Origin of the sequence: Streptomyces sp. NPDC059582 (assembly GCF_042735715.1) — a bacterium.
GTDB lineage: Bacteria > Actinomycetota > Actinomycetes > Streptomycetales > Streptomycetaceae > Streptomyces.
Genome location: NZ_JBHWCC010000002.1, coordinates 80867 through 103537, shown reverse-complemented (window position 1 = coordinate 103537; position 22671 = coordinate 80867). Strand labels below are relative to the sequence as shown.

At 71.1% G+C, this 22671-nt stretch carries 20 protein-coding genes and 3 pseudogenes; 9 read left to right on the top strand and 14 right to left on the bottom strand.

Going from position 1 to position 22671, the window contains the following annotated elements; all coding sequences use genetic code 11:
• Positions 1-140 precede the first annotated feature (140 nt).
• From ACFV0T_RS02555 to ACFV0T_RS02535, 5 genes are read right to left on the bottom strand one after another with little or no spacing between them, the layout of a single operon-like run.
• Positions 141-1529 (bottom strand): sensor histidine kinase, encoded by a 1389-nt coding sequence (locus tag ACFV0T_RS02555; RefSeq protein ID WP_385773593.1) that lies wholly within the window; start codon positions 1527-1529, stop codon positions 141-143.
• Positions 1526-2188, bottom strand: coding sequence for a response regulator transcription factor (locus ACFV0T_RS02550; protein WP_385773591.1), 663 nt, complete (start codon positions 2186-2188; stop codon positions 1526-1528). Before ACFV0T_RS02550 ends, ACFV0T_RS02555 begins: the two co-directional genes overlap by 4 nt.
• Positions 2142-2873 (bottom strand): phosphatase PAP2 family protein, encoded by a 732-nt coding sequence (locus ACFV0T_RS02545; protein WP_385773589.1) that lies wholly within the window; start codon positions 2871-2873, stop codon positions 2142-2144. The genes ACFV0T_RS02550 and ACFV0T_RS02545 overlap by 47 nt, the downstream gene beginning before the upstream one ends.
• On the bottom strand, positions 2870-3475 hold the full coding sequence (locus ACFV0T_RS02540; protein ID WP_385773587.1) for a phosphatase PAP2 family protein: 606 nt from the start codon (positions 3473-3475) through the stop codon (positions 2870-2872). The genes ACFV0T_RS02545 and ACFV0T_RS02540 overlap by 4 nt, the downstream gene beginning before the upstream one ends.
• Positions 3472-4140: a DedA family protein gene (locus ACFV0T_RS02535; protein WP_385773585.1), complete on the bottom strand. Its 669-nt coding sequence runs from the start codon at positions 4138-4140 to the stop codon at positions 3472-3474. Before ACFV0T_RS02535 ends, ACFV0T_RS02540 begins: the two co-directional genes overlap by 4 nt.
• Positions 4141-4678: 538 nt before the next feature.
• Between ACFV0T_RS02535 and ACFV0T_RS02530 the strand changes: the two genes are divergently transcribed.
• Positions 4679-5575 (top strand): hypothetical protein, encoded by an 897-nt coding sequence (locus tag ACFV0T_RS02530; protein WP_385773583.1) that lies wholly within the window; start codon positions 4679-4681, stop codon positions 5573-5575.
• 265 nt (positions 5576-5840) lie between these two features.
• Here the strand turns inward: ACFV0T_RS02530 and ACFV0T_RS02525 are convergent, their stop codons facing one another.
• Complete coding sequence (locus ACFV0T_RS02525) at positions 5841-6914, bottom strand: sodium-dependent transporter (protein WP_385773581.1); 1074 nt, start codon at positions 6912-6914, stop codon at positions 5841-5843.
• A 161-nt stretch (positions 6915-7075) separates the two neighbouring features.
• On the opposite strand from ACFV0T_RS02525, the gene ACFV0T_RS02520 reads away from it, so the two are divergent.
• On the top strand, positions 7076-7888 hold the full coding sequence (locus tag ACFV0T_RS02520) for a hypothetical protein (protein WP_385773579.1): 813 nt from the start codon (positions 7076-7078) through the stop codon (positions 7886-7888).
• A 53-nt stretch (positions 7889-7941) separates the two neighbouring features.
• On the opposite strand, the gene ACFV0T_RS02515 is transcribed toward ACFV0T_RS02520, so the two are convergent.
• Complete coding sequence (locus ACFV0T_RS02515) at positions 7942-9339, bottom strand: MATE family efflux transporter (RefSeq protein WP_385773577.1); 1398 nt, start codon at positions 9337-9339, stop codon at positions 7942-7944.
• Positions 9333-9857: pseudogene (locus ACFV0T_RS02510) on the bottom strand (pyridoxal-phosphate dependent enzyme); the annotation flags it as partial. The pseudogene ACFV0T_RS02510 and the gene ACFV0T_RS02515, both read right to left, overlap by 7 nt.
• Here ACFV0T_RS02510 and ACFV0T_RS02505 point away from each other — a divergent pair.
• The 5 genes and pseudogenes from ACFV0T_RS02505 to ACFV0T_RS02485 form a co-directional block, all read left to right on the top strand.
• Positions 9857-10693: pseudogene (locus ACFV0T_RS02505) on the top strand (ABC transporter substrate-binding protein); the annotation flags it as partial. The pseudogenes ACFV0T_RS02510 and ACFV0T_RS02505 sit on opposite strands and share 1 nt — an antisense overlap.
• On the top strand, positions 10678-11763 hold the full coding sequence (locus ACFV0T_RS02500) for an ABC transporter permease (RefSeq protein ID WP_385773575.1): 1086 nt from the start codon (positions 10678-10680) through the stop codon (positions 11761-11763). The pseudogene ACFV0T_RS02505 and the gene ACFV0T_RS02500, both read left to right, overlap by 16 nt.
• A gap of 5 nt (positions 11764-11768) precedes the next feature.
• Positions 11769-12623, top strand: a complete 855-nt coding sequence (locus ACFV0T_RS02495) for an ABC transporter permease (RefSeq protein ID WP_385773979.1) — start codon at positions 11769-11771, stop codon at positions 12621-12623.
• Positions 12620-13123 (top strand): annotated as a pseudogene (locus tag ACFV0T_RS02490) (ATP-binding cassette domain-containing protein); the annotation flags it as partial. The gene ACFV0T_RS02495 and the pseudogene ACFV0T_RS02490, both read left to right, overlap by 4 nt.
• 130 nt (positions 13124-13253) lie before the next feature.
• Positions 13254-14255, top strand: a complete 1002-nt coding sequence (locus tag ACFV0T_RS02485) for an ABC transporter ATP-binding protein (RefSeq protein WP_385773573.1) — start codon at positions 13254-13256, stop codon at positions 14253-14255.
• Between the two features lie 23 nt (positions 14256-14278).
• On the opposite strand, the gene ACFV0T_RS02480 is transcribed toward ACFV0T_RS02485, so the two are convergent.
• A complete protein-coding gene (locus tag ACFV0T_RS02480; protein ID WP_385773571.1) occupies positions 14279-15211 on the bottom strand; it encodes a M48 family metalloprotease in 933 nt (310 codons plus the stop codon).
• A 422-nt stretch (positions 15212-15633) separates the two neighbouring features.
• On the opposite strand from ACFV0T_RS02480, the gene ACFV0T_RS02475 reads away from it, so the two are divergent.
• On the top strand, positions 15634-16299 hold the full coding sequence (locus ACFV0T_RS02475; RefSeq protein ID WP_385773569.1) for a LuxR C-terminal-related transcriptional regulator: 666 nt from the start codon (positions 15634-15636) through the stop codon (positions 16297-16299).
• A gap of 181 nt (positions 16300-16480) precedes the next feature.
• Positions 16481-16852, top strand: coding sequence for a BlaI/MecI/CopY family transcriptional regulator (locus tag ACFV0T_RS02470; protein WP_385773568.1), 372 nt, complete (start codon positions 16481-16483; stop codon positions 16850-16852).
• 165 nt (positions 16853-17017) lie between these two features.
• Here the strand turns inward: ACFV0T_RS02470 and ACFV0T_RS02465 are convergent, their stop codons facing one another.
• The 5 genes from ACFV0T_RS02465 to ACFV0T_RS02445 all read right to left on the bottom strand — a co-directional run bounded on the left by ACFV0T_RS02465 (position 17018) and on the right by ACFV0T_RS02445 (position 22471).
• Entirely contained in the window at positions 17018-17644 is a 627-nt protein-coding gene (locus ACFV0T_RS02465; protein ID WP_385773566.1) for a hypothetical protein, read from the bottom strand.
• Positions 17645-17722: 78 nt separating this feature from the next.
• A complete protein-coding gene (gene efeU / locus ACFV0T_RS02460) occupies positions 17723-18634 on the bottom strand; it encodes an iron uptake transporter permease EfeU (RefSeq protein ID WP_385773564.1) in 912 nt (303 codons plus the stop codon).
• A 3-nt stretch (positions 18635-18637) separates the two neighbouring features.
• On the bottom strand, positions 18638-19900 hold the full coding sequence (efeB, locus tag ACFV0T_RS02455) for an iron uptake transporter deferrochelatase/peroxidase subunit (protein ID WP_385773563.1): 1263 nt from the start codon (positions 19898-19900) through the stop codon (positions 18638-18640).
• A gap of 9 nt (positions 19901-19909) precedes the next feature.
• Positions 19910-21046: an iron uptake system protein EfeO gene (gene efeO / locus ACFV0T_RS02450; RefSeq protein ID WP_385773561.1), complete on the bottom strand. Its 1137-nt coding sequence runs from the start codon at positions 21044-21046 to the stop codon at positions 19910-19912.
• 267 nt (positions 21047-21313) lie between these two features.
• Positions 21314-22471, bottom strand: coding sequence for a magnesium and cobalt transport protein CorA (locus ACFV0T_RS02445; protein WP_385773559.1), 1158 nt, complete (start codon positions 22469-22471; stop codon positions 21314-21316).
• Positions 22472-22671 lie beyond the last annotated feature (200 nt).

Genomic DNA, 22671 nt, shown 5'->3' with positions numbered 1-22671 from the left:
CGATCCTGCGCGGGCCGGGGATTGGTCGGGGCGACGATGTTGTCGAACCCGCCGTCCGACAGCTCCGCGCAGGTGGACGAGCGAGGGGAAGCGGCCGAGCTCGCGCGGACCGACCGCCGGGCGCGGTGGGGTGGCCACCGTCAGCGGCCGGGCAGGCTGACCACGAACCGTGCCCCCGGAGTGTGCCCGGGGTCGTAGGTCACCTCGCCTCCGACGGAGCGAGCGAGGCGGCGGGCCAGCGGCAGGCCCAGGCCCGCTCCGCCGTGCCCGTCGCCGGGGTCCGCCCGTCGGCCGGGCTCGAAGAGACGAGCCACGAACGGCGCCGGCACGCCGGGCCCGTCGTCGGTGACGTCGATGCGTACACCGTCGGACACCTGGCGTGCGCGGACGGCGACGCCGGACAGCGCGTATCGGCAGGCGTTGGCGAGGAGGGGGCTGACGATGCGGTCGAGGAGGGCGGGTGAGACGCCGACCATCGGGCAGGAGCCTTCGACGGTGACCGTCAGATGACCGGGCACGTGCAGAGCTTCGGCGAGTCGGCGCAGGGCGGGAAGGGGCTCGGTGGTGCCCGGAGCGGTGTTCGTGCCGTCGCGTGCGTCGTCCAGGAGGGTGTCGCAGATGGTGCGCATGGACTCGGCGGCATCGGCGATGACCTGGTGACTGGCGCGGGTCTGGTCGGGCGTGCGGGGACGGCTCTGCCACCACTCCAGTTCGGCGATGATCCGGCTCAGTGGCGTACGCAGCTCGTGCGAAAGTTCCCCGGTGAGCTGCTGCTCGTGGCGCAGCAGTGTGCGGATCCGGTCCAGTATGGCGTCCAGCGACGTCCCGAGGCGGGCGAGTTCGGCCGGGTGTCGCGTGCTGCCGAAGCGTTGGCCGGAGGCCACGGCGCTCCACTGGGTGGCCTGGTCGGTCATCGTGCGAACGGGACGCAGCGCGCGTCCGACGGCCAGCCGGGTCAGTGCGTAGGTACAGGCGAGCATGACGGCGTCCAGGGCGAGCGATCCCCGGAGCAGGGTGTCGGCGGAGCTCCGGTAGGGGGACAGGTCCAGAGCGGTGATCACGGTGGCGTCGCTCCTGCCCCGGGAGATCGGGTACGAGCACAGCCGGAACGGTCCGTGGACGTCGACGGTGACGCACCTCTGCCCGTCGCGCCCGGCGCCCCCGGCGAGTCGTGCGGCCACGTCGGCCAGCGGCCGGCCGGCCGGTGGTGCTTCCAGCAGGCGCGGACCGGCGTAGATCCACACGTTCGTGTCGAGGAGGTCGTCGTGCGAGGTCTCCAGCACTCGTACGGTCCCGCCCGTCGTGTCGACGGTGGTCGCGACGGCGGCGGCGTGGGTGCGCAGTTCGTCGTCCGCCTGGTGCTGAAGGCGTTGCTGGGCCGCGGTGTCGAAAGCGACGGTGAGGACCGTCATCAGCAGGGTGGCCGTGGTGAGTGCCACCAGCGACAGTCCGCCCCGCAACGTCTGGGGCGTCACGCGGCGCAGAAGTCCGGCCGCGGCTCGCCGTGGCCCGTGGCCCGTGCGTTTCATGACAGGCGGTGCCCGATGCCGCGGGCGGTGCCGATCGTCCGGTCGCTGCCCGCCTCGCGCAGCTTGCGGCGCAGCCGGGTCAGGTACTGGTCGAGGGTGTTGTCGTGGACCCGGGCGCCCTCGGGCCAGCCCGCCCGGACCAGTTCGCGGCGCCGTACGATCCCGCCGGAGGCCGCCATGAGCGCGGCCAGGATGCGGAACTCGGTCGGTGTGAGATCGACCTGGCCGCCGCGGACGCTCAGTACGTGCCGGACCGCGTCCAGGGCGAGATCGCCCGCCGTGACCGTGGCCGGTGGCGCGGCGCGTTTGACGGCCGCCCGCAGACGGGCCGCCAGTTCGGCGAGGTGGAACGGCTTGGGCAGGTAGTCGTCGCCCCCGGCGGAGAATCCGGCCAGCCGGTCGGGGAGCCGGTGACGGGCGGTCAGGAAGATGACGGGGGAGAGGAATCCGTTCGCCCGCATCGCCTGGCAGACGTCTCGCCCGTCGGCGTCGGGCAGCCCGACGTCGAGCACGGCGGCGGCGACGTCGTCGGTGGCCAGCCGCAGGGCGGTGGCGCCGTCCGGCGCCGGCACCGTGTCGAAGTCCTCGTCGCGCAGCCCGCGCATCAGGACGTCACGCAGGGCGTGATCGTCCTCGACGACCAGGATCGTGTGGCGCATGGTCCTCCCTCTGTGGGCGTGCGGTGATCCCCGTACCGGGGGTCAACCGTTCGGGCAGCCACCGGGCCACGGCGCACAGGCACGCGCCCAGCCAGCCCAGGGCGAACAGCCAGCCGCCGGCGACATCGGTGAACCAGTGGACGCCGAGGTAGACGCGTGTGAGTCCGACCAGGGCGCCCCAGCCGGCGACGGCCAGGACGACGGGAGTTCTGCCCCGGGGACCGCGCACGCAGACGGCGATGACGAGCAGTCCGGCGGTGAGGGCCGCCGTGGTGGTGTGACCGGACGGGAACGCCCATCCCGAGGCGGCCGTCTCCCAGTCGGCGCCGGGCGGCCGGGGCCGGGCGACGAGGGTCATCACCCAGTACCGCAGTGCCTGCCCCGTCCCGAGACAGGTCAGACAGAGCGCCACGGCCGTCACGCGCTGCCGCGTGGTGCGTCCCGCGATGATGCCGGCCAGCACGGCCAGCGCGTATGGGACGACACCCGTCCCGGTGTCCGTCACTCCGCGGGCGAACGCCACCGCCATGTCCGGCCGATGGGTGACGGACCAGGTCAGCAGGTCGCCGTCCGCGAACATCGGCACACCGTCGTGGCCCGCGACGACCAGGGCCAGCACGCCGAACGCCGTCCAGGCGCCCAGGCCGCAACTGCCGGCCAACTCGGTGACATCGCCCCGCCTCATGACGCCACCACCAGCGGACGCAGCCGTGTGGCCATGACGCGCAGGGCGAAGGGCTGCGAGACCCGACGCAGTACGGACCGGGCGAGGAGCGCGACCAGGGAGCCCACCAGCACCCCTGCCACCACGTCGTGGGGGTAGTGCACGCCGATCCACACCCGGGAGGCGGCCATCGCGCAGGCGGCCACCACCGCGACCGCGCCGAGCCGGCGGCGGACGAACAGCAGGGCGACGGCCGCCGCGGCGGCGATGGCCGCGTGATTGCTGGGGAAGGACCAGTCACCGGGCGCCGGACACGCCTCCAGCGTGCTCACGCGCAGGCCGTGGCAGGGACGGTCCTCGCGCACCAGCGCCTTGAGCGCCGTATCCACCCCGAAGGCCACGACCACGACGAACGGTACGGCGAGCGCCGTCACCGAGGCCGCGGCTCCCACCCGCCGGGCACGCCACCAGCCGATGGCCATGAGCACCGGGAACAGAGCGAGCCCGTACGTCGACCACGCCGACACGGCCGTGTCCAGCCAGGACGGAGAGCGCCCGGCGAGGTTCACCACATCGGTATAGGCCGAGCCGTCCAGGGACGAGCCGACGAGAGCGATGATCATCCCCGCGACTCCCTCGCCTTCGCGGCCCGGCGTGAGCGGAACACCTCGGACACGACCGGAATCAGTGACAGGACCACGATCGCCGCGACCATGGGCAGCAGATAGCGGTCCACGTTCGGCACGGAGGAGCCCAGCGCGCACCCCGCCAGCACCAGACCCAGGCTCCACACCAGGCCGCCCGTCACCTGCCAGAGGGTGAAGGTCCGCACCGGCACCCCCAGCGCACCCGCCATGGGGTTCACCACGGTGCGCACCACCGGAACGAAGCGGGCCAGTGTGATCGCCTTCGCGTACCCGTACCGCTCCAGCAACTCCCTCGTGCGGTCGGCACCCTCGTGCAGGCGGGCCGAGCGGCTGCGGGCGAGCAGCGCGCCGCCGGCTCTGCGGCCCAGGAGGTATCCGCACTGCGAGCCCGCCAGAGCTCCCACCGCCGCCGCCAGCAGCAGCGGAGCGAGCGACAGCTTCAGGCCGCGGTCGGCGGTGCCGGTGCACAGCAGGCCGGCGGTGAACAGCAGGGAGTCGCCCGGGAGGAAGAACCCGATCAGCAGGCCGGTCTCGGCGAACAGCACCACGGCCACGCCCAGCACTCCGAAAGCGGACAGCAGTGACTGGGCGTCGAGCACATTGACGGCGAGCTGTGCCGCCAGGTCCATGGAAGTGGTCATGATGGGGAGCCCCTTCGCACCGGCCGTCGGGCGAGGCGGAATGACGCCGACGGTCGACTACAGTTCTGTAGACGGTCTACTGAACTGTAGACGATGTTGTGGCGGCAAACGTTCCCCGCCGCGGCGCAATGAAGCGGACGTGTGCAGCGGGTCTGTGCAGCGGACCTGTGCGGCGGGTCTGTGCAGCGGACCTGTGCGGCGGGTCTGTCAGGTTGCCGTCTCCGGGCGGTAGCCGTGGCCACGCAGGGTGGTGATGCGGGGCAGCCGGGCGGTGGCGCCCCTCGCCCGCGATCTGGCCGTCTCCCTCGGCGGCAGGCTCTCCCTGCCGAGCGGGAGCCCGGCCACGTTCACCCTGCTCGTCCCCCGGTCCGCCAGGACACGGCGGACGAGGGCGCCGGCTGAGCCAGCGGTACCACCCGGCAGGGCTGCCGACAGCGCTGTTCAGGATGTGTTCAGGCGGTGATCGCCAGAATCTGATAACGCGTCAGTCGTCGTCGGGCGGCTGCCGTTCCCCCACCGCATCAGGGAGTGCCCGACCATGGAGAATCCGGAAGTCCACCCCGACCTCGACGAAGCCGCGAGCACGCACCGGGCGAGCGCATGCCCGACCCGGTCGGTGATGAAGAAACTGCCCGAGGTCACCCTGGCCTTCTGGGTCATGAAGATCGCCGCGACGACGCTGGGCGAGACAGCGGGTGACCTCTTCGCGCAGACCCTGAAGATCGGCTACTTCCTCACCACGATCGCCCTGTTCCTGCTGTTCGTGGTGACGCTGGTCGCGCAACTGCGCTCCCGCCGCTACAACCCGTTCTTCTACTGGACGGTGATCCTGTCGACCAGCATGGCCGGCACCACGATGTCCGACTTCATGAACCGCGATGCCAGTGCCGCGTTCCTCTCCGGCGACGCCACCTCACTGGGCTGGGGCCCGCAGGGCCTGGGCCTGGGGTATCCGACCGGCGCGGCGATCCTGATCTCGATCCTGGTGGCCGTCTTCGCGGTCTGGAAGCTCAGCGGCATGACCTTCCAGATCCGCGACATCGTCACCTTTCGCGGTGAGGCACTGTTCTGGTCGGCGATCCTCGTCTCCAACACCCTGGGCACCTCGATGGGCGACTTCCTGTCCGACAGCTCCGGCCTCGGCTACGCCGGCGGCGCGGCCCTGGTGACCGGCGCCCTGCTGGTACTGGTGGCCCTGATGAAGGTGCCCGGTGTGCCGAACGTGCTGCTGTTCTGGATCGCCTTCGTCCTCACCCGCCCGCTCGGCGCCACGGCCGGCGACTTCCTCACCAAGCCGGTCGCCAAGGGCGGACTGAACCTCGGCACCATCGGGTCCTCCGCCGTCCTGCTGGTCGTCCTGTGCGGCTTGATGGCCTACGCCCAGGCGCGGGAGAGGAAGAACACGCCGGTGCAACGGCAGGTGGTCTCTTCCTAGCGTGCCCGACGGGGAAGACCCACGGTCCGGACGGCAGTACCGCGGTACTGCCGTCCGCCCGCCATCGATCCCCGGGGTACCACGGTCTCCGGCCGTCCCACTCGTAGCGTCGTAGGTGACAGGACCGGACAGGTCCGGCATCACCACGCGAGGGAGCGGTGATGATCGAGGCGCGACAGCTGACGAAGCGGTACGGGGAGACGGCGGTCGCGCCTCGCTGAGACGCGCTCTCCAAAGGTGCCGTCGGCTGCGCGGGCCGCGCGCCTCAGCAACCGCACCGTGACGGCTGTGGCCGGGTGACGATCCGGCTCGCGGCCGCCTTCTGCAGCAGCCCGTAGGCGAGCACCGGCAGGAGGAGATGGGGCTTGCCGGGCAGCGAGGCGGTGATCAGGACCGCGCTCGCGCTGCTGTTGTTCATGCCGCATGCCAGCGTCAGCGACGAGGCCACCGCCGCCTCCAGTCGCAGGACGCGGGCGGCGACGCGACCCAGGGCGAACGAGAGCCCGCAGACCAGGCAGGCCACCCCGAGCGCGGCGGCGAACAGCAGTGGGCGGGGCCGGGCGAGCACGGCGCCCAGCGCACCGCAGGCGTTGACGTAGGTCAGGACCAGCGAACCGGCCAGGGCCGACGGCGCCACCGTCCCGCGGAGACGGCCGAGCCACCGCGCCGGCAGGACGAGCGCGCCCAGCAGGCCTCCGGCGCAGGGCAGGACCACGGCCGTGAGCGCGAACCCGCCCTCGGCCAGCCGGCCGGTGGCGGCGAGTGTGTCCGCGTAGCCGCCGCTGAGGAGCGGCGCCAGGGTCGCCAGCAGGAAGGGGGTGGTGAGCGGACTGGCGAGGGTGGAAGCCAGGACGAGGCCCACCATCGTCGGCTGGTCGCCCTCGCCCTTGTCGGTCCACACGGTGGCGCCGGCGGCGACGGGCATCGCCACGGTCAGGATCATCGCGGTCAGCAGCCCGCTGCCACCGTCGGTGTCCGGGGTGCGCCGCAGCAGGAAGGCGACGAGCGGCACCACCGCCAGCGGGATCGCGAGGTGCAGCATGAGCCCGGCGAGCAGGGCCGTCGGCCGCCGCAGCAGGTGGCCCAGCGCGCGCACCGGCACCTGGAGCCCGGCCGAGAACAGGACCAGGGACAGCAGGAGCGGTCCCGTGTGCACCGTCAAGTGCGTCAGGGGCAGGGCTTGGGGGCGGCGCAACCACAGCCCCGGGCCGGGCAGGAGGAGCGCGGTGGCGTAGGCGAGGACGACGGCACGGCCGAGCCGGACGCGCAGCCAGGACGCGGCGCGTTCCGTGGGAGGGCGGGGCTCAGTCGTGGGGCGGGCAGCGGTCGGAGGGGTCACAGCGGCCTTCTTCCGGCACGGGGGCGGGGGCGGGACGGACTCCCGGTATGCGCTGCTGTGAGGCGTCCACGGGCTCATGGTGAACGGACGGCGAGTGCCAGGGCGGCAGCACACCGCAGCGGTCAGGAAGCGTTCAGGCAACCGCTGGCACCGTCGGGTTCATGACCTACGAAATCTCCGAGACACCCGATGCCGAGCGCGGCGCCCCCGCCCGCGACGCGTGCCGGCCGCGCTGGAACAAGGTCCCCGAAGTCACCGCCTACTTCTGGGTCATCAAAGTGCTGTGCACCACGGTCGGCGAGACCGCGGCCGACCTGCTCGCCGACCAGGCCGGCCTGGGCCTGACGGGCGTGTCCGTGCTGATGAGCGCGCTGCTGGCCGTCGTCCTGGTGGTGCAGTTCCGTACGACCGCCTACCGCGCGGGCGTGTACTGGCTCGCCGTCGCCCTCATCAGCGTGGTCGGTACCCTGGTCAGCGACAACCTCACGGACAACATGGGCGTCCCGCTGGAGACGAGCACCACGGTCTTCGCGCTCCTGCTCGCGGTCGTCTTCGTCGCCTGGTACCGGCGCGAGCGGACCCTGTCGATCCACAGCATCGACACCACCGGCCGTGAGTCCTTCTACTGGTCGGCGGTCCTGTTCACGTTCGCCCTGGGAACGGCGGCCGGCGACCTGGTCGCCGAGCGCATGGCCCTCGGCTACCGGCTCTCCGCGGTGCTGTTCGCCCTGGCCATCGCCGCCGTGGCGATCGCGCACCGCACGCTGGGGCTGAGCGCGGTGTGGAGCTTCTGGATCGCCTACGTCCTCACCCGTCCCCTGGGCGCCTCGATGGGCGACTATCTCTCCCAGCCGACCGGCGACGGCGGGCTCGGCCTCGGCACGGTGGTGACGAGCGCGCTGTTCCTGGCGGTCATACTCGGCCTCGTCGTTCATCTGGCGGTGACGCGCAAGGACGTCGGGCAGCCGCGCTGAGGTGCCGGGCGGGCGGGCGGGCGGCCGCCGACCGGCCGCCCGCGCGCGCCGGTTCAGACGGTCGCCGCGGTGAGCGGCCGGGCGACGGCGAGGGCGGCGCTGTAGCGGCGCAGCAGGAGGGTGGCGGTGGCGGCGAGACCGGTGAGGAGGCCGAGCCAGATGCCGAGGGTGTCGAGGCCGAGGGCGTAGGCGAGAAGCCAAGCGGCGGGCAGTCCTACGGCCCAGTAGCCGATGAGGGTGATCCGGAAGCCGCTCCTGGTGTCGTCGAGCCCGCGCAGGAGTCCGACGCCGATGTTCTGCGCACAGTCGAAGAACTGCAGGAAGGCGGTGACGATCAGGAGGTGGGTGGCGAGGGTGAGGGCCTGGCCGGAACCGCTGTCGAGGAACGGCGCCAGCACCAGGCGCGGCACCGTCAGGTACAGCACGCCGACGCAGGTCATGACGGCGGCGGCACAGGCGAGCGCGGTGTTCTTGATGCGCCGGGCGCCGTCGTGGTCGCCGAGGGCGAGCTCCCGGCTGACGTTGATGGACGCCGCGTGGGACAGGCCGACGGCCACCTGGAAGACGATGTAGACGAGTTGGTTGACGGCCGTGTGCGCGGCCAGCGCGTCGGGGCCGAAGGAGCCTGCCATGAAGGCGGTGACGGAGAAGAACCCGGCCTCCGAGCCGTAGGTGGCGGCGATCGGCACACCGAGACCGAGGACGCGCTTGAGCACGGCCGGGTCGGTGTGGGTGATGTCGACCGTGAGGTGCGCGGAGAGCGCGGTGTCCTTCTTGGCGGCGAGGAACAGGGCCAGAAAGGACAGCAGGTAGACGGTCGAGGTGGCGATTCCGACGCCGGTCAGTCCTAGCCGGGGAAGGCCGAACGTGCCATGGATCAGGGCCCAGTTCAGGCCCGCGTTCACACCGATGGACACGAGGGTGATCCGGAGCAGTGCCTGCGGGCGGCGCATACCGACGGTGAACTGGCGTACGGCCTGGAACCACAGGCACGGCAGCAGACCGGGGGCGAGCGCGTAGAGCATGTTCCGGGTGAGGTGGACCACGTCGGCGTCCTGGCCGAGCCAGGCCAGCGCCTGCCCGATGAGGATCATCAGCAGGGCGCCGGCGATCCCGGCGAGGGTGGCGACGGCGAGACTGGCGCGCACGATGGCCCGTACCTCGTCGTGCGCCGACTCCCGCGCGCCGGCCGTGTCGTCGGCCGGCCGCTCGGCGCGGGCCGCGGCTGCGGCGACCTGGTTGCCGACCGAGGTGACGAGGCCGACGCCCATGGTGCGGATCTGGTTGAAGATCACGATGGCGAGGCCGCCGGCCGCGAGTTCGGTGGTGCCCAGCAGTCCCATCATCACCGTGTCGGTGGTCGTGAGGGCGACCTGGGCGAGCTGGGTGAGGACGAGCGGAACCGCGAGCACGCCGAGTGCGCGGCTGTCGCGGAGGAGGGTGGTCAGCATGTGGTCCACCGGTTCCCGCGCAGTTTGGTGAGCAGTTCGTCGATCTCCCGCTCGGTGTCGGGGCTCAGAAGGTTCCGTTCGCTCATCCAGTCGTCGTTGAAGACGGTGTCCATGTACTTCTCCCCGCCGTCGTTGACCAGGGCGACCATAGTCGTGCCCGGCGGCAGGTCGGGAAGGCGGGTCAGCGCCTCGTGGACGACACCGCCGGCCGAGCCGCCGATCAGCAGGCCGGTGCGGGCGACGGCCCGGCAGGTCGCGAAGGCTTCGACGTCCCCGACCTTGACGCCTTCGTCGATCAGGTCGAAGTCGACCAGGGCACCGATCTCGGCGCCCTCGGGGGTGCCGGTCCCGGACTGGTAGTAGTCGTGGGCGGGGCCGCCGAAGGCGATCGATCCCTTGGGTTCCACGCCGATGACGGTGAAGCCGGATATCAGCCTGCTCAGCTCGCGGCCGGTGCCGCAGAGGGCGCCGCCGGTGCCGACGGCGCCGATCAGGACGTCGATGGCGCCGTCGAGAGCAGGCCATGGCCAACGCGCTGCTCGCCGGACAGATCGACCTCGCCTCCAACGCCGGAGCCATCGCCGCCCGCACCGCCAAGACGCGCGGCGACATCCAGACCGTCCGGCGCCCCAACGACATGGCGATGCCGATCGTCATGCGTACCGCCGACGGCACCTTCGCCGATGCCAAGGTGCGAGAGGCCCTGTGCCTGGCCGTCGACCGCGAGGCCATGGTCAAGCAGGTCCTGTCCGGCTACGGCACCGTCGCCAACGACATCCTGGGCACCGGCGACCCCGCCTACGCCAAGGGCGTCCCGCGGCGCACCCGCGACCTCGCCAAGGCCAAGCAGCTGCTGAAGGAGGCGGGATTCGACACGTCCAAGACCTACGAGCTCAAGACCACCGAGGACATCTCGGGACTCGCCGAATCGGCCACCCTCTTCGCCGCCCAGGTCCGCGAGGCCGGCGTCAAGGTCGAGGTCGTCAAGCAGGAGTCCGCGGTCTTCTGGGACGCGACCTGGCTGAAGGGTGACCTCTACACCACGTACTGGGGCACCAACGACTCGGTGGTCTTCTTCGCCAGCAAGACCATGGTCTCCGACAGCGGGCAGAACGAGGCGGGGTGGCAGGACACCGCCTTCGACACGGCGTACGAGAAGGCCATCGGCACCGCCGACGAGGCCCGGCGCACCCAACTGCTCCAGCAGATGCAGCAGATCGAGTACGACAGCTCCGGCTACCTGCTGTGGGGCATGGCCGACGGCGTCGACCTGGCCGCCGCCAAGGTGCGCGGACTGCCGACGCTGCCCGGCTACGGCCGCGTCCAGCTCGAGACGGCATGGCTGGCCAGTTGATCCCGGGCCCCGCAGAGCCGGCCGTTCTCCCGGTGACGTCTGTCCGGGAACGACCGGCCCGGTCGGCGGTGGCGCGGATCGCGGCCCGCGTCGGCCTCGTCGTGCTGAAACGTGCCGTGCTCCTCGCGACGCTCCTCGCCGTCGTCTTCGTCGGCGTCGAGCTGCTCCCCGGCGACGCCGCGGGCGCCACCTCGGAACGCGGAGAGAGCGCCGCGGACCTGGCCCGACGGCGGGAGACGCTCGGCCTGGACAGACCCGTCCTGGTCCGGTTCTGGGACTGGATGTCCGGCCTGCCCACCGGCGACCTGGGGACCTCCGCACACGGTGGGCGCGTCACCGACCTGCTGACCACGGCGTTCCCCAACACCCTGGTGCTCAGCGGAACAGCCCTGGTTCTCACGGCGCTGCTCTCACTGACGTTCGCGTCCTGCGCCGCGCTGCGACCCGAAGGGCGCCTCGACCGGATCGTCACCGGCGCGTCGACGGCCGTGTTCGCCGTCCCGGAGTTCGTCGTCGCCGTCGCGCTCGTCCTGGTGCTGTCGCTGTGGACCGGATGGCTGCCCGCCGTCACCCTCACCGACGGCGACGGCGATCCCGCTTCCTGGACGATGCTCGTCCTTCCCGTCCTGGCCCTGACCATTCCGCAGACCGGCTGGAACACGCGCATCGCCCGTGCGGCCCTCGCCGACGAGGCCCGCGCCCCCTACGTCGAGGCAGCGGTCTTCGACGGCCTGTCGCCGCGCCGGGTGCTGCTGCTTCATGTGCTGCCGGGCGCCCTGCCGACCATCGCCACCGGGCTGGCCACCTCGTCAGGAGTGCTCCTGGGAGGAGCTGTCGCCGTGGAGACCATCTTCAACTATCCCGGGATCGGGTCCGTGTCGGCCTCCGCGGTGGCCGACCGCGACACCCCGGTGATCGCCGGCGTGACCGTGCTGGCCGGAGCGGCCATCACCGTCGTACTGCTGGTCGCCGACTTGCTGCGACCTGCTGGCAGTGGGCCGCAGATGACCGTCCGGAGCCCTGCCGACTTCCTCTCACCACCCCGACGTACCGATGGAGGCCGCAGTTGAAGCCGCTGACAGGCTCTCGCCGCCCCCACACCGCGCGGACGCGGCAGCGTTCCTTCTCGCCGGCGGTTGCGCTCCGGGTCCTGCCCGCCGCCGCGCTCGTCGTCCTCGCCCTCGTCGGGCCGTGGATCACTCCGCACGCGGTGGACGAACCCGTCGACATTCCCTTCGCCGAGTCCGGGAACGGAGCCCTCCTCGGCGGTGACCAGCTGGGCCGCGACGTCCTCAGCAGAGTGCTGGCGGGCGGTCGCGAACTCGTGCTGTCGGCGCTCTTCATCGCCGTGGTGGTCACGGCGGCTGCGGCCGTCATCGGGGCGGTCGGTGCTCTGCGGCCTGCCGTCGGCCGCGTCGTGGAGCGCGCCGCGGACGTGCTGATCCTCCTCCCCGCGGTGCTGGGCATCATGCTGGTGGCCCTGTCCTGGCCAGGCGGCGGCCGCCTCGCCGTGGTCGTCGCGGCGATCGTCCTGGGCCTGCCCTACGCCGTCCGCCTCACCGCCCACGCCGCCGCCCCCGTCGCCGCATCCGGCTACGTCGAGGCAGCCGCCGCCGGCGGCGAACGCCTCTGGTTCCTCGTGGTGCGGGAGGTACTGCCCAACCTGCGCGCCACCCTGCTGGCCGTGCTCGGCCTGAGGTTCGTCGAGGCGGTCTATGTCGTCTCCATGTCGGGATTCCTGCAAGTCGGTCCTCAACCACCCGCAGCGGACTGGGCGTTGATGATCCGGGAGAACTCACCGGGGATCCTCCTGAATCCCTGGGCCGTCCTCGCCCCCAGCGCGGCGGTCGGTCTGCTGGCGCTCACCGTCAACCTCGCGGCCGCCGCCCTGGCGCCGCAGACCGGCCGGAAAGCGGTGACCCTGCTGTGAACCACACCCCAGACCAGCACCTGGACACGGTCACCCGACTCGCCGCACCGGTGGCCGAGGTGAACACCCTCGGCGTCACGGCATCGGACGGCCGCCAGCTGCTCAAGAACGTGTCCCTCGGTCTGCGCCCGGGCCGGCTTGTCGCCGTCACCGGTCCGTCGGGCGCCGGCAAGACGACCCTGTTGCGCGCGCTGCTCGGACACCTGCCACCGGGTACGGCACGCTCGGACGGCAGTGTCCACGTGCTCGGCCACGACATGCTCGAGCTGGACGAACGCGAACGCCGTGTGATCCGCAGAACCGAGATCGCCTACGTCGGCCAGGACCCTGCGTCGGCACTCAATCCCCGGCTGCGTATCCGGACGCTCCTCAACGAGCTGAGCGCGGACCGCGCACCCACGGCGGCGCGCGAGCTGCTGGCGGCGGTCCGGCTGCCGGCCGAGCATCGATTTGCCTCGCGCCGCCCCGGGGAACTCTCGGGCGGCCAGCTGCGCCGGGTCGCCCTGGCTCGCGCCCTGTCCAAGCGACCGGCCCTGCTGCTCCTGGACGAGCCCACGGCCGGGCTCGACCCGGTGCTCCGACGAGATAGCCGAACTGCTGCGCCGCCTGGCCCACGAGCACCATCTCGCCGTGGCCTTCTCCTGCCACGACCCGGATGTCGTCGAACGGCTCGCGGACGACGTCGTGGAACTGGGTCTGGACGACGTGCGGGACGAGCGGGCGAAGCGACCGCCGGAGCCGGTCGTGGCAGCCCGACGGACGCCGGTGGCACCGGCCCCGGACACCGGCGCCGCGAGCGCCCCCCTCCTCGACGTCCAGGACCTCAGCGTGACGTTCGGCGGCAGGGGGGCGGGACGTCCGGCACTGGACGGCGTGTGCTTCTCCGTCGAGCGGGGCTCGGCCGCGGCCGTCGTCGGAGCGTCGGGCTCCGGCAAGACGACGCTGGCCCGTGCCCTCGTCGGGCTCCAGAAGAGCCGGTCCGGCACCGTGCGGCTGGTCGGCGTCACCCTGCCCACGGCCATGGGGCGCCGCAGCCGCGAGCAGCGCCGCCGCGTACAGCTGATCACCCAGAACCCTCTCGGCGCGCTCAATCCCAGTCGCACCGTCGGCTCTTCGGTGGCCAGACCCCTGCGTGTGCACCGCCGGACCGCCTCCGGCACCGTCGACCGGGCCGTCGAGGACCTCCTGCACCAGGTCGGGTTGCCGTCAGCCTTCGCCGGCCGCTATCCGCACGAGTTGTCGGGAGGTCAGCGCCAGAGAGTGGCGATCGCCAGAGCGCTCGCGGCCGAACCCGACGTCCTGGTCTGCGACGAGATCACGTCCGCACTCGACAGGGCCACCGGTGACGCGGTGATGGATCTGCTCCAGCAGCTGCGGCAGGACCGGTCCATGACGCTCGTCGTCATCAGCCACGATCTGACGCTGGTCCGGGACCGCACCGAGACGATCACCGTCCTCGCCGACGGACGAGTGGTGGAGTCCGGCCGCACGACAGGTGTCTTCGCCGATCCGCGGCACGCGGCCACGCAGGAGCTGCTGGGCTCCCGCCCCGTAGTCGCGTCCCTGCCGGCGGCGAGGGGGCGCCGCCGAGCCGGGCCGTCCCCGGAGGGGCGGGAGGACGAGGACGAGTGAGCGTCATCGTTCCCCCACACGCGTCAGCGCGGGATCAGACCCTGTGCCTCGCCCACCTCGTGGCGCAGATGCAGCACCGCCGCCACGGTCGCGCTCGCGGACGTGAGAACGGCCAGAGCCAGGAGGAACGCGAGAACCGGCGACACCCGGCGGGCCGTCGACGGCTTGAGGAGGGTGGCCACGCGACGCGAGACCGGACCGGTCGCCGCGCCGAGGGTGAGGTAGGGCCGTGTGCTGGGACCCGCTTCATGACTGGCCAACGCGGCCCGCGCCACGGCGACGGCGACCAGCTTGCGGTCCCCGACCGCTCTGGCCGCCGCTTCGTCGGCCGCGAGTTCCGCCGCGAGACGGATCTCCGAGCGCACTCTGCGCAGAGCGGGATGGCAGTGTGCCGCGATCTCGGCGGCCGTGAGGAAGTAGTGGTGCCGTTGGGCGTTGTGGGCACGCTCATGCGCGAACAGGGCCTCCCTCTCCGTCGCCTCGAGGCTGCGCAGCATGCCCGCGGTCACGACGATGCGGTGGGGGCGGCCGGGCAAGGCGTACGCGTCGGGCCTGGGTGAATCGACGACGCAGAGGTCTCCCACGACGGGAAGCCGCGCCACCTGGCGGTGGGCGGCCCGTAGCGTGCGGCCGTGCCGTACGGCGGCCTGTGCGAACCGCAGGCCGCCGACGGCGAGCGCGCAGGCGGCCAGGATCGCCAACCCGGCCGCCGCGTGGGCCGACGGCGTACACAGGTGGCGGACGAAGTGACTGAACCTCGCGAAGCCCGGGACGAGGAAGAGGCCGGTCAGGACCAAGGCGGCGAGCGAGACGACACAGGCCACGGCCGAGACGAGCGTGGTCGCCGTGAGAATCCACAGGGCCGCCGTCGGCCGCGCCCACACCGACACGCGGCTGGTGGCCAGACACAGCACGAACGGCAGTACCAGGGGCACGACGAACAGCGGAGTCAGCATGAGCCGCCCTTCGGCACGACGAGACGGCACACACTCATCGCGCATGCGTCCAACTGGGCAATCGGCACGGTATTTGTCGCCGGCCCGGCAAGTGAGTCAGCACGCCTTCCAGGGCAGGCCATCTACACACTCATCCTCGGCTTCGACTACAGTGTCGTAGACCGTTTACAGGGCCGCGGACAGCTTCCGTCGCCTCCTGTGGAGGTCGCATCAAGGTGCCCCGCTTGCACGGTCATTCGCTGCGGCCCACGGTACATGCGCTCGGGGGGTGCCGAAATCGGCGGGTTGCCATTCCGACATCGACGCGCTCGGCGGTGGCCGGGCGGCAGGTCGCGCCGAAGACGCGTGATGCACGTCAAGTGCCCTTTCGTCATCCCGGCGCATTAGTCGATTGATCAGTGAAGGTGTGGATGATGCTCCGTGTGCTGCTGGTCTACGGCCAGGCTTCTGTGCACTCCCGTGTTGAAGAGCTCGTCGGCAGTGCATCGGAAATCGAACTGATCGCAGCGGTCGAAAGCGGGATCGAGGGTGTCCGGCTGGCCCGCGACCTGCGACCGGACGTGGTCCTCGTCTACGCTCGCGCGACGGGAATCGACGGTATCGAGGTATCGCGTCAGATTATGCAGGCGCCATGGGCGTTCGCCGTCCGGGTGGTGATGTTGGCCGATGTCATCGCGGAGACCTGGGTGCTCGGGGCCTTGAATGCCGGAGTCAGCGGATTCCTCGAGATCGGGAATCAGGCGGAGGATCTCGTCGAGGCGATAAGGGCTGTCGGCCGCGGCGACGCGCACCTGTCCCCGGCCGCTACTCGCTGCGTCCTCGACAAGATATTCCCGTTGGCGCACACCGGTGCCAGTGACGAAATGGAGGAGAGGTTCGGTGACCTCACTCCGAGGGAACGGGAGGTGGTGTCCCTCGCGGCTCTCGGACTGGATAACAGGGAAATATCCATCCGCTTGATCGTCTCGCATCTCACCGTGAAAACGCACATAAATCGTGCCATGGTGAAGCTCGATGTCAGAAGCCGCGCCCAACTCGTCGCTGAGGCGCATCGAAATGGTCTCGTCAGTATGCGGGGCGAGGAGTAGAGCCCGCTTGCTGCCCGCGGACCGCTGCCGGATAACCCCGGGGTGCCGAACGCCGAGCAGCTCACCCTCGAGGGACGGCATCGGGGCCCTGGACGTTGCGGGAGGCGGTCTCCCCCGATAATGGGTCCGGGGCGGAACCGCTTCTGCTGTGCTGTGCACAGCCGACGAAGAGGGAGGGGTCATGATCGAGGGTGACGGTGAGCGCCGACCTGCCGGAGAGCTGGAGGCGAGCGTACTCGCCGCGCTGTGGGCGGCGGGGAGACCGCAGTCGGCCGCCGAGGTCAGGTCCGCGATGCCCCAGCCCCTGGCCCGGACGACGGTCGCGACACTGCTGGCCCGCCTCCACGACAAGGGCGTTGTCGACCGCAGCCCCGCGAAGCGTGGCTTCGTCTACTTCCCGGTCGAGGACTCCCATGGCCTGACCGCCCGCCGAATGCACCGCGAACTCGACCAGGACGGGGACCGGAACACGGTGCTGGCCCGGTTCATCGAAGGGCTCACGAGTGAGGATGAGGCTGAGCTGCGGCGGCTGCTGGACGAGGCCGGACACTGATCCGACCCCTGATCCGGGGTCTTCGCGAGACATCGGTGGTGTACTGCTCGGACCCGCAACTTCCCCATGACCGCGCGGCCTTCGGGTGATGTGCCCCCACGGCTTCGCGAGGCGGTTCGCCACACGGAGGCGGGACGTGCCTCTTTGCCGACCGGCTGCCACGGATCAGGTGTCCTGAGCGTGTGGGACCGGGAGCGCGGGATCGTCCAGCTGCACCAGACGGTAGTTGTACGCGTTCGCCGCCCAGCCCGCTCGCCTGGGCCAGTAGGCGGCCGGCACGTAACCCTTCGACTTACGCGGCCGTGTCCTGCGTGCCGCGTCCACGAGAGCGACGAGGACGGGCGAGGCCTTCCACAACTGTCGGAGCCGGTACGGGGTGAGCCCCGCAGCACGGGCGGCCGCCGGCCAGGTGACGCCTTGGCCGAGCGCGGCTATCACCACCCGCACCATGGCGGGGGTGGCTTCACCGCCGGGCCGGAGGCCATGGGCCGCCGACAGCGCGGCGGCCGACCGGACGGCGGAGGCGAAGGCGGGATCGCGCCGCAACCAGCTCTCCAGGACGCGGACTGGAACCCCCGCCCACACCGCGGCTGCCTCCTGCCCCAGGCCGTGCGCCGTCGCCTGTAGCACGTCGGCCATCCTCGCCAGCGTGTCGTCCCGGTGACTGGCCTGCCCGCCCACGGCGTCGCGCAGCTCGCGTTCGACTTGGTCGCGGGCGCCCAGCCACGCCACCACCCCGGCCGCCGCGGCTGCGGGATCCGTCTCGGTGACGGGCTCTCTCGATTCGTACACCGCTCTCCCGGCTCGGTTGCGTTCTGTTCCTGTGCGCGTTCACCGGCCGACCGGGCCGGACGTGCGTGCCGCGCGTGATCAGGAGGCGTCCGGCTCCGACTGCGACCGTGCCGAGGCCGAGTCGGTCGCGAGGGTGGACTGCCCGGCGGGGGACGCTTCGGACACCTTCGCGGGGCGTGGTGCGGTCCGGGAGCGTTCGGGTGCCAGGAAGAGGACCATCACAGGGATCAGGTAGAGCGCCCACACCGTGACCTGGAACACGGTCGGGTCGGGCTGGAAGTTGAGGACGCCCTTGAGGAGGGTGCCGTACCAACTGCTCGGGTCGATGGTGTCGCTGATGTCGAAGGCCAGGTTCCTGATCCCGGGCAGCCAGTCGGCCTCCTGGAGGTCGTGCACGCCGTAGGCCAGTACGCCCGCCGCGACCACGACGAGCATGCCGCCGGTCCAGGTGAAGAACTTGGCGAGGTTGATCTTCAGGGCCCCGCGGTAGAACAGCCAGCCGAGGAGGACGGCCGTGGCCAGGCCGAGTGCGACCCCGACCAGCGGGCGCGGGGTGCCGTCGCTGGCCGCGTGGACCGAGGCCCACACGAACAGGGCGGTCTCCAGGCCCTCGCGGCCGACGGCGAGGAACGCGGTGGCGACCAGCGCGCCCGTTCCCATCGCCAGGGCCGCGTCCAGCTTGCCGTGCAGCTCGGACCGCAGGTGGCGGGCGGTGCGCCGCATCCAGAAGACCATCCAGGTCACCAGGGCGACCGCGAGGATCGACAGCGACCCGCCGAGCGCCTCCTGCGCCTCGAACGTCAGCTCCTGGGAACCGAATTCGAGGGCGCAGCCGAAGCCCATGGCGATGAGGACGGCGACGGCGATGCCGATCCAGATCGGCTTCAGGGCGTCCCGGCGGCCGGTTTTGACCAGGTAGGCGATCAGGATGCAGACGACGAGAGAGGCCTCCAGGCCCTCGCGCAGTCCGATCAGGTAGTTGGAGAACACGGGCTACGCCTCCTCGGTGAACAGCGTGCGGCCCCACCAGTCGTCCGTGTCGTGGACGCCGGGCGGGATCGCGAACACTGCTGAACCCACGTGCTGGATGTACTCGTTGAGCGCGTCGGTGGACAGATTGCGCTGGACCCGGACGAACCCGGCGCGGACGTCACGCTGGTAGGCGAGGAAGAACAGACCGGCCTCCAGCCGGCCGAGGCCGTCGGTGCCGTCGGTGAAGGAGTAGCCGCGGCGCAGGATGGTCGCCCCGCCGTTGGAGTCGGGGTGGGCGAGCCGGACGTGCGCGTCGGGCTTCATCGCCTTCAGGAACGGCGGGTCGTGCTCCTTCGCCTTGCCGACCGCCGCGCCCTCGCCCTTGTCGCGGCCGAAGACGTCCTCCTGCTCCTGGAGCGAGGTCCGGTCCCAGGTCTCGATGTGCATCCGGATCCGCCGGGCGACGAGGTAGGAACCACCCACCATCCAGTCGGGGCCGTCCTTCTCCCCGACCCACACGAACCTGTTCAGCCGGTCGGCCTCGGTGCCCGCGATGTTGCGGGTGCCGTCCTTGAACCCCATGAGGTTGCGCGGGGTCTGGGCGTCGGGGGTCGTCGAGGAGGTCTTGCCGAAGCCGAGCTGGGACCAGCGGATGGCGACCTTGCCGAAGCCGATGCGAGCCAGGTTGCGGATCGCGTGCACGGCGACCTGCGGGTCGTCCGCGCACGCCTGCACACACAGATCACCGCCCGAGCGGGCCGCGTCGAGTGCCTCACCGGCGAACTTCGGCAGGTCGATCAGGGCCTCGGGGCGCTCGCCCGCCAGCCCGAACTTCCCGAACAGCGACGGGCCGAAGCCGATGGTGAGCGTCAGCCGGGACGGCTTCAGGCCCAGCGCCTCGCCGGTGTCGTCCGGCGGCGCCTCGGCGAGCCCGCCGTACGCGCCCTCGCCGACCGCCTTCCCGGCGGTCATCCGCCGCGCCGCCGCCGTCCAGTCCTTCAGCAGCTGCACGAACTCGGCGCGGTCGTCCGTCTTCACGTCGAACGCGGCGAAGTGCAGCCGGTCCTGCACGGGCGTCGAGATGCCCGCCTGATGCGCGCCGTGGAAGTCGATCCCGGCACCCGTTCCGGCGGCGGCCGGATCCAGGTCGTTGCCGGCGCGGGTCATGGCGACCGCGCCGCCGGCCGCGACGGCGCCGAGCGCGAGGCCCGCGCCGCCCCAGCCGAGCAGCGAACGCCGTGAACGAGCGGTCGGCGCGGCTTGCGCGGGGGGCGTGTCCGTCATGGTCGTCCTCTATTTCGCGACGGCTGCGGCGAGCTTGGACAGCGGCTCGGCGAGCGCGTTGACCGCGTCGGAGAGCTCCTTGCGCTGGTCCTTGGTGACCTTCTCGTAGGAGACGAAGTCGTACGACGTCTTGTCCGAGCGGTACTTGTCCAGCAGCGTGTCCAGCGCGGCGAACTGCTTGTCCAGTTCGGTCGTCAGAGCCTTGTCGCTCTCCTGCGCCACCGGCTTGAGCAGCTCGTACGCCTTCTGCGCGCCCTCGACGTTGCCCTTGAAGTCGACCAGGTCGGTGTGCGAGTAGCGGTCCTCCTCGCCGGTGACCTTGCCGGTGGCGACCTCGTCGAGGAGCTCCTTGGCGCCGTTGGCCATGGAGGTCGGGGTGATCTCGGCCTTGCCGACCCGCTTCTGCCAGTCCTCGAGGTCGGTGACCAGCTCGTCGGCGAGGGTCTTGTCCTCGTCGGTGATCTTCTTGTCCTGCCAGAGGGACTTCTCCAGCCGGTGCCAGCCGGTCCACTTCTGGCCGTCCTCGAGGCCGTCGGCGCGGGTGTCGGTCTTCGGGTCGATGTCGCCGAAGGACTCGGCGACCGGCTCGGTGCGCTCCCAGCCGAGGCGCGAGGGGGAGTACGCCTTCTTGGCGGCCTCCAGGTCGCCGGACTTGATCGCGCTCGCGAAGGTCTCGGCGAGCGGCACGGTGGCGTCGGCCTGCTCCTGCGCGTACTCACGGTAGTCGGCGACGGCCTTGTCCAGGCGTGGGTCGCGCTGGGCGGCCTTTCCACCGGTGGCCTCGACGGCCTGGCGGATGCCCTTGCCCTTCATCCCGGGCTTGCAGACGACGGTGTAGTCGCCCGCCTTCACCTCGGCGGTGACCGTCTGCTTGGTGCCGGGACCGATGTTCTCGCGCTCACTGACGATCCGGTCGTCCGGGAACAGGATGTAGACCTCGGTGACCTTGGATCCCTTGTTCTCGATGTCGAGTTCGACGTGTCCGGCCGGGAACTCCTTCCGGGACACCTCGCACGCGGTGTCGGTGGCCGTCACCTTGATCGCGTCACCCGTACCCGCGTTCTTTTGCGCGCACCCCGACAGCGAGACGACTGTCGACACGCACGCGATGGTGCCCACCAGCAGACGACGGGGTCTCCGGGACATGAGTGTGCCTCGATTCACGCAGGTGTCGGTGTGGGCGGGCAGTGGCCCGACCGCACGGAGTCTACGCAACTGTAGACACTTAAGGAAGGCTTCCCTAATTTCCGGATCGCCCGAGGTGGGCCGGCTGGCGTGTCCGTCAGGAATCGGTCGGTCGCCAGGCAGTTCGCCCCCGCGCCGCATCCATGCCGCCGCCCGGCTCCCGCGCCGGAGTCGTCCCGGTGCACCGCGGTCGGCGGTCCTCGGGGTGGTGGTACCCAGGTTCGCCGCTCAGAGCCAGTCCCGCTTCTTGAAGATGACGTACAGGCTGGTGCAGACGACCGCCATCAGCAGGACCGCGAAGGGGTATCCCAGCACCCAGTGCAACTCCGGCATGTGCGCGAAGTTCATGCCGTAGATCGTCCCCACGAGGGTGGGTGCGAACAGGATCGCCGCCCACGAGGAGATCTTCTTGATCTCCTCGTTCTGCTGGAAACCCGCCTCCGCCAACGTCCGCATCTCCGCGTTCTGTTGCTGGGTGACCAGGGTCGCGTTCACGGTGAGGATGTCCTGGAGGGCCTGGCGGAAGCTGTCGACGCGCTCGCTGGTGTGGGTGACGTGGTCGGCCACGTCGCGGAGGTAGCGCTGGAGTTCCTCGTCCGTGCCGTACTTGGCGAAGCCGGCCATCAAGGCGTGCAGCATGCCGACGAGCGGGCGGGTGGCGCGCTGGAACTCGACCATCTCGCGGGAGAGTTCGTAGATACGGCGGGAGACCTCGGGATCGCCGCGGAAGACCTCGGTCTCGATCTCGTCGACGTCGTTCTGGACGCCGACGACGACGGGGAGGTAGCCGTCGACCACCGCGTCGAGGATGGCGTACAGCACCGCCTCCGGGCCCAGCTTCAGCAGATCCGGTGTCTCCTCCATGCGGCGGCGGACGGCGGAGAGGTCCGGGGCCGCGCCGTGGCGGACCGTGATGACGAAGTCGGGGCCGACGAAGACGTGCAGTTCGCCGAAGTCGACCTCCTCGAGTGCGTCCAGGTAGCGGGCGGCGCGCAAAACGACGAACAGTGTGTCGCCGTAGCGTTCCAGCTTCGGGCGCTGATGTGCCTCCAGCGCGTCCTCGACCGACAGTGGATGCAGGTCGAACTCGGAGGCCAGTGAGTGGAGTTCGGCCTCTGTGGGGCGGGCCAGGCCGATCCAGGCCATGTTGGACGGCTGCTCACGCAGCTCCCGGAACGTCTCCGCGAGGGAGGCGGGGGAGGACACCCGGACGCCGTCGCGGTACAGGGCCGCCTGGACGATGCTGGCCGTGTCGGCGAGGCCGGAGTCCTCGGGGCCGGAGTCGGCGGGATCGGCGGGCGGCGCCGGGGGCGGCTCCGACGGCGGCAGATAGCGGTGCCAGACGGACTTCCTGGCGCTGTTCGAGGAGGGACGTCGCTCGGGCATCGCGGCTGCCTCTCGGTCGAGCCTACGGCTGCGTGATCCATGTGAATCGCGTGATCCCTATGATCCGTGTGATCCACGATATCGGTGCGGTCCGCGCGGCCGGCGTGGTCTGTCTGCTCTCCTTGCTCGTCCTGAGCTCGTAGCAGGATATACGGGACAAAGAGCGTGGGGTGTCGTACGAGGTCAGGATCCCGGGAGAC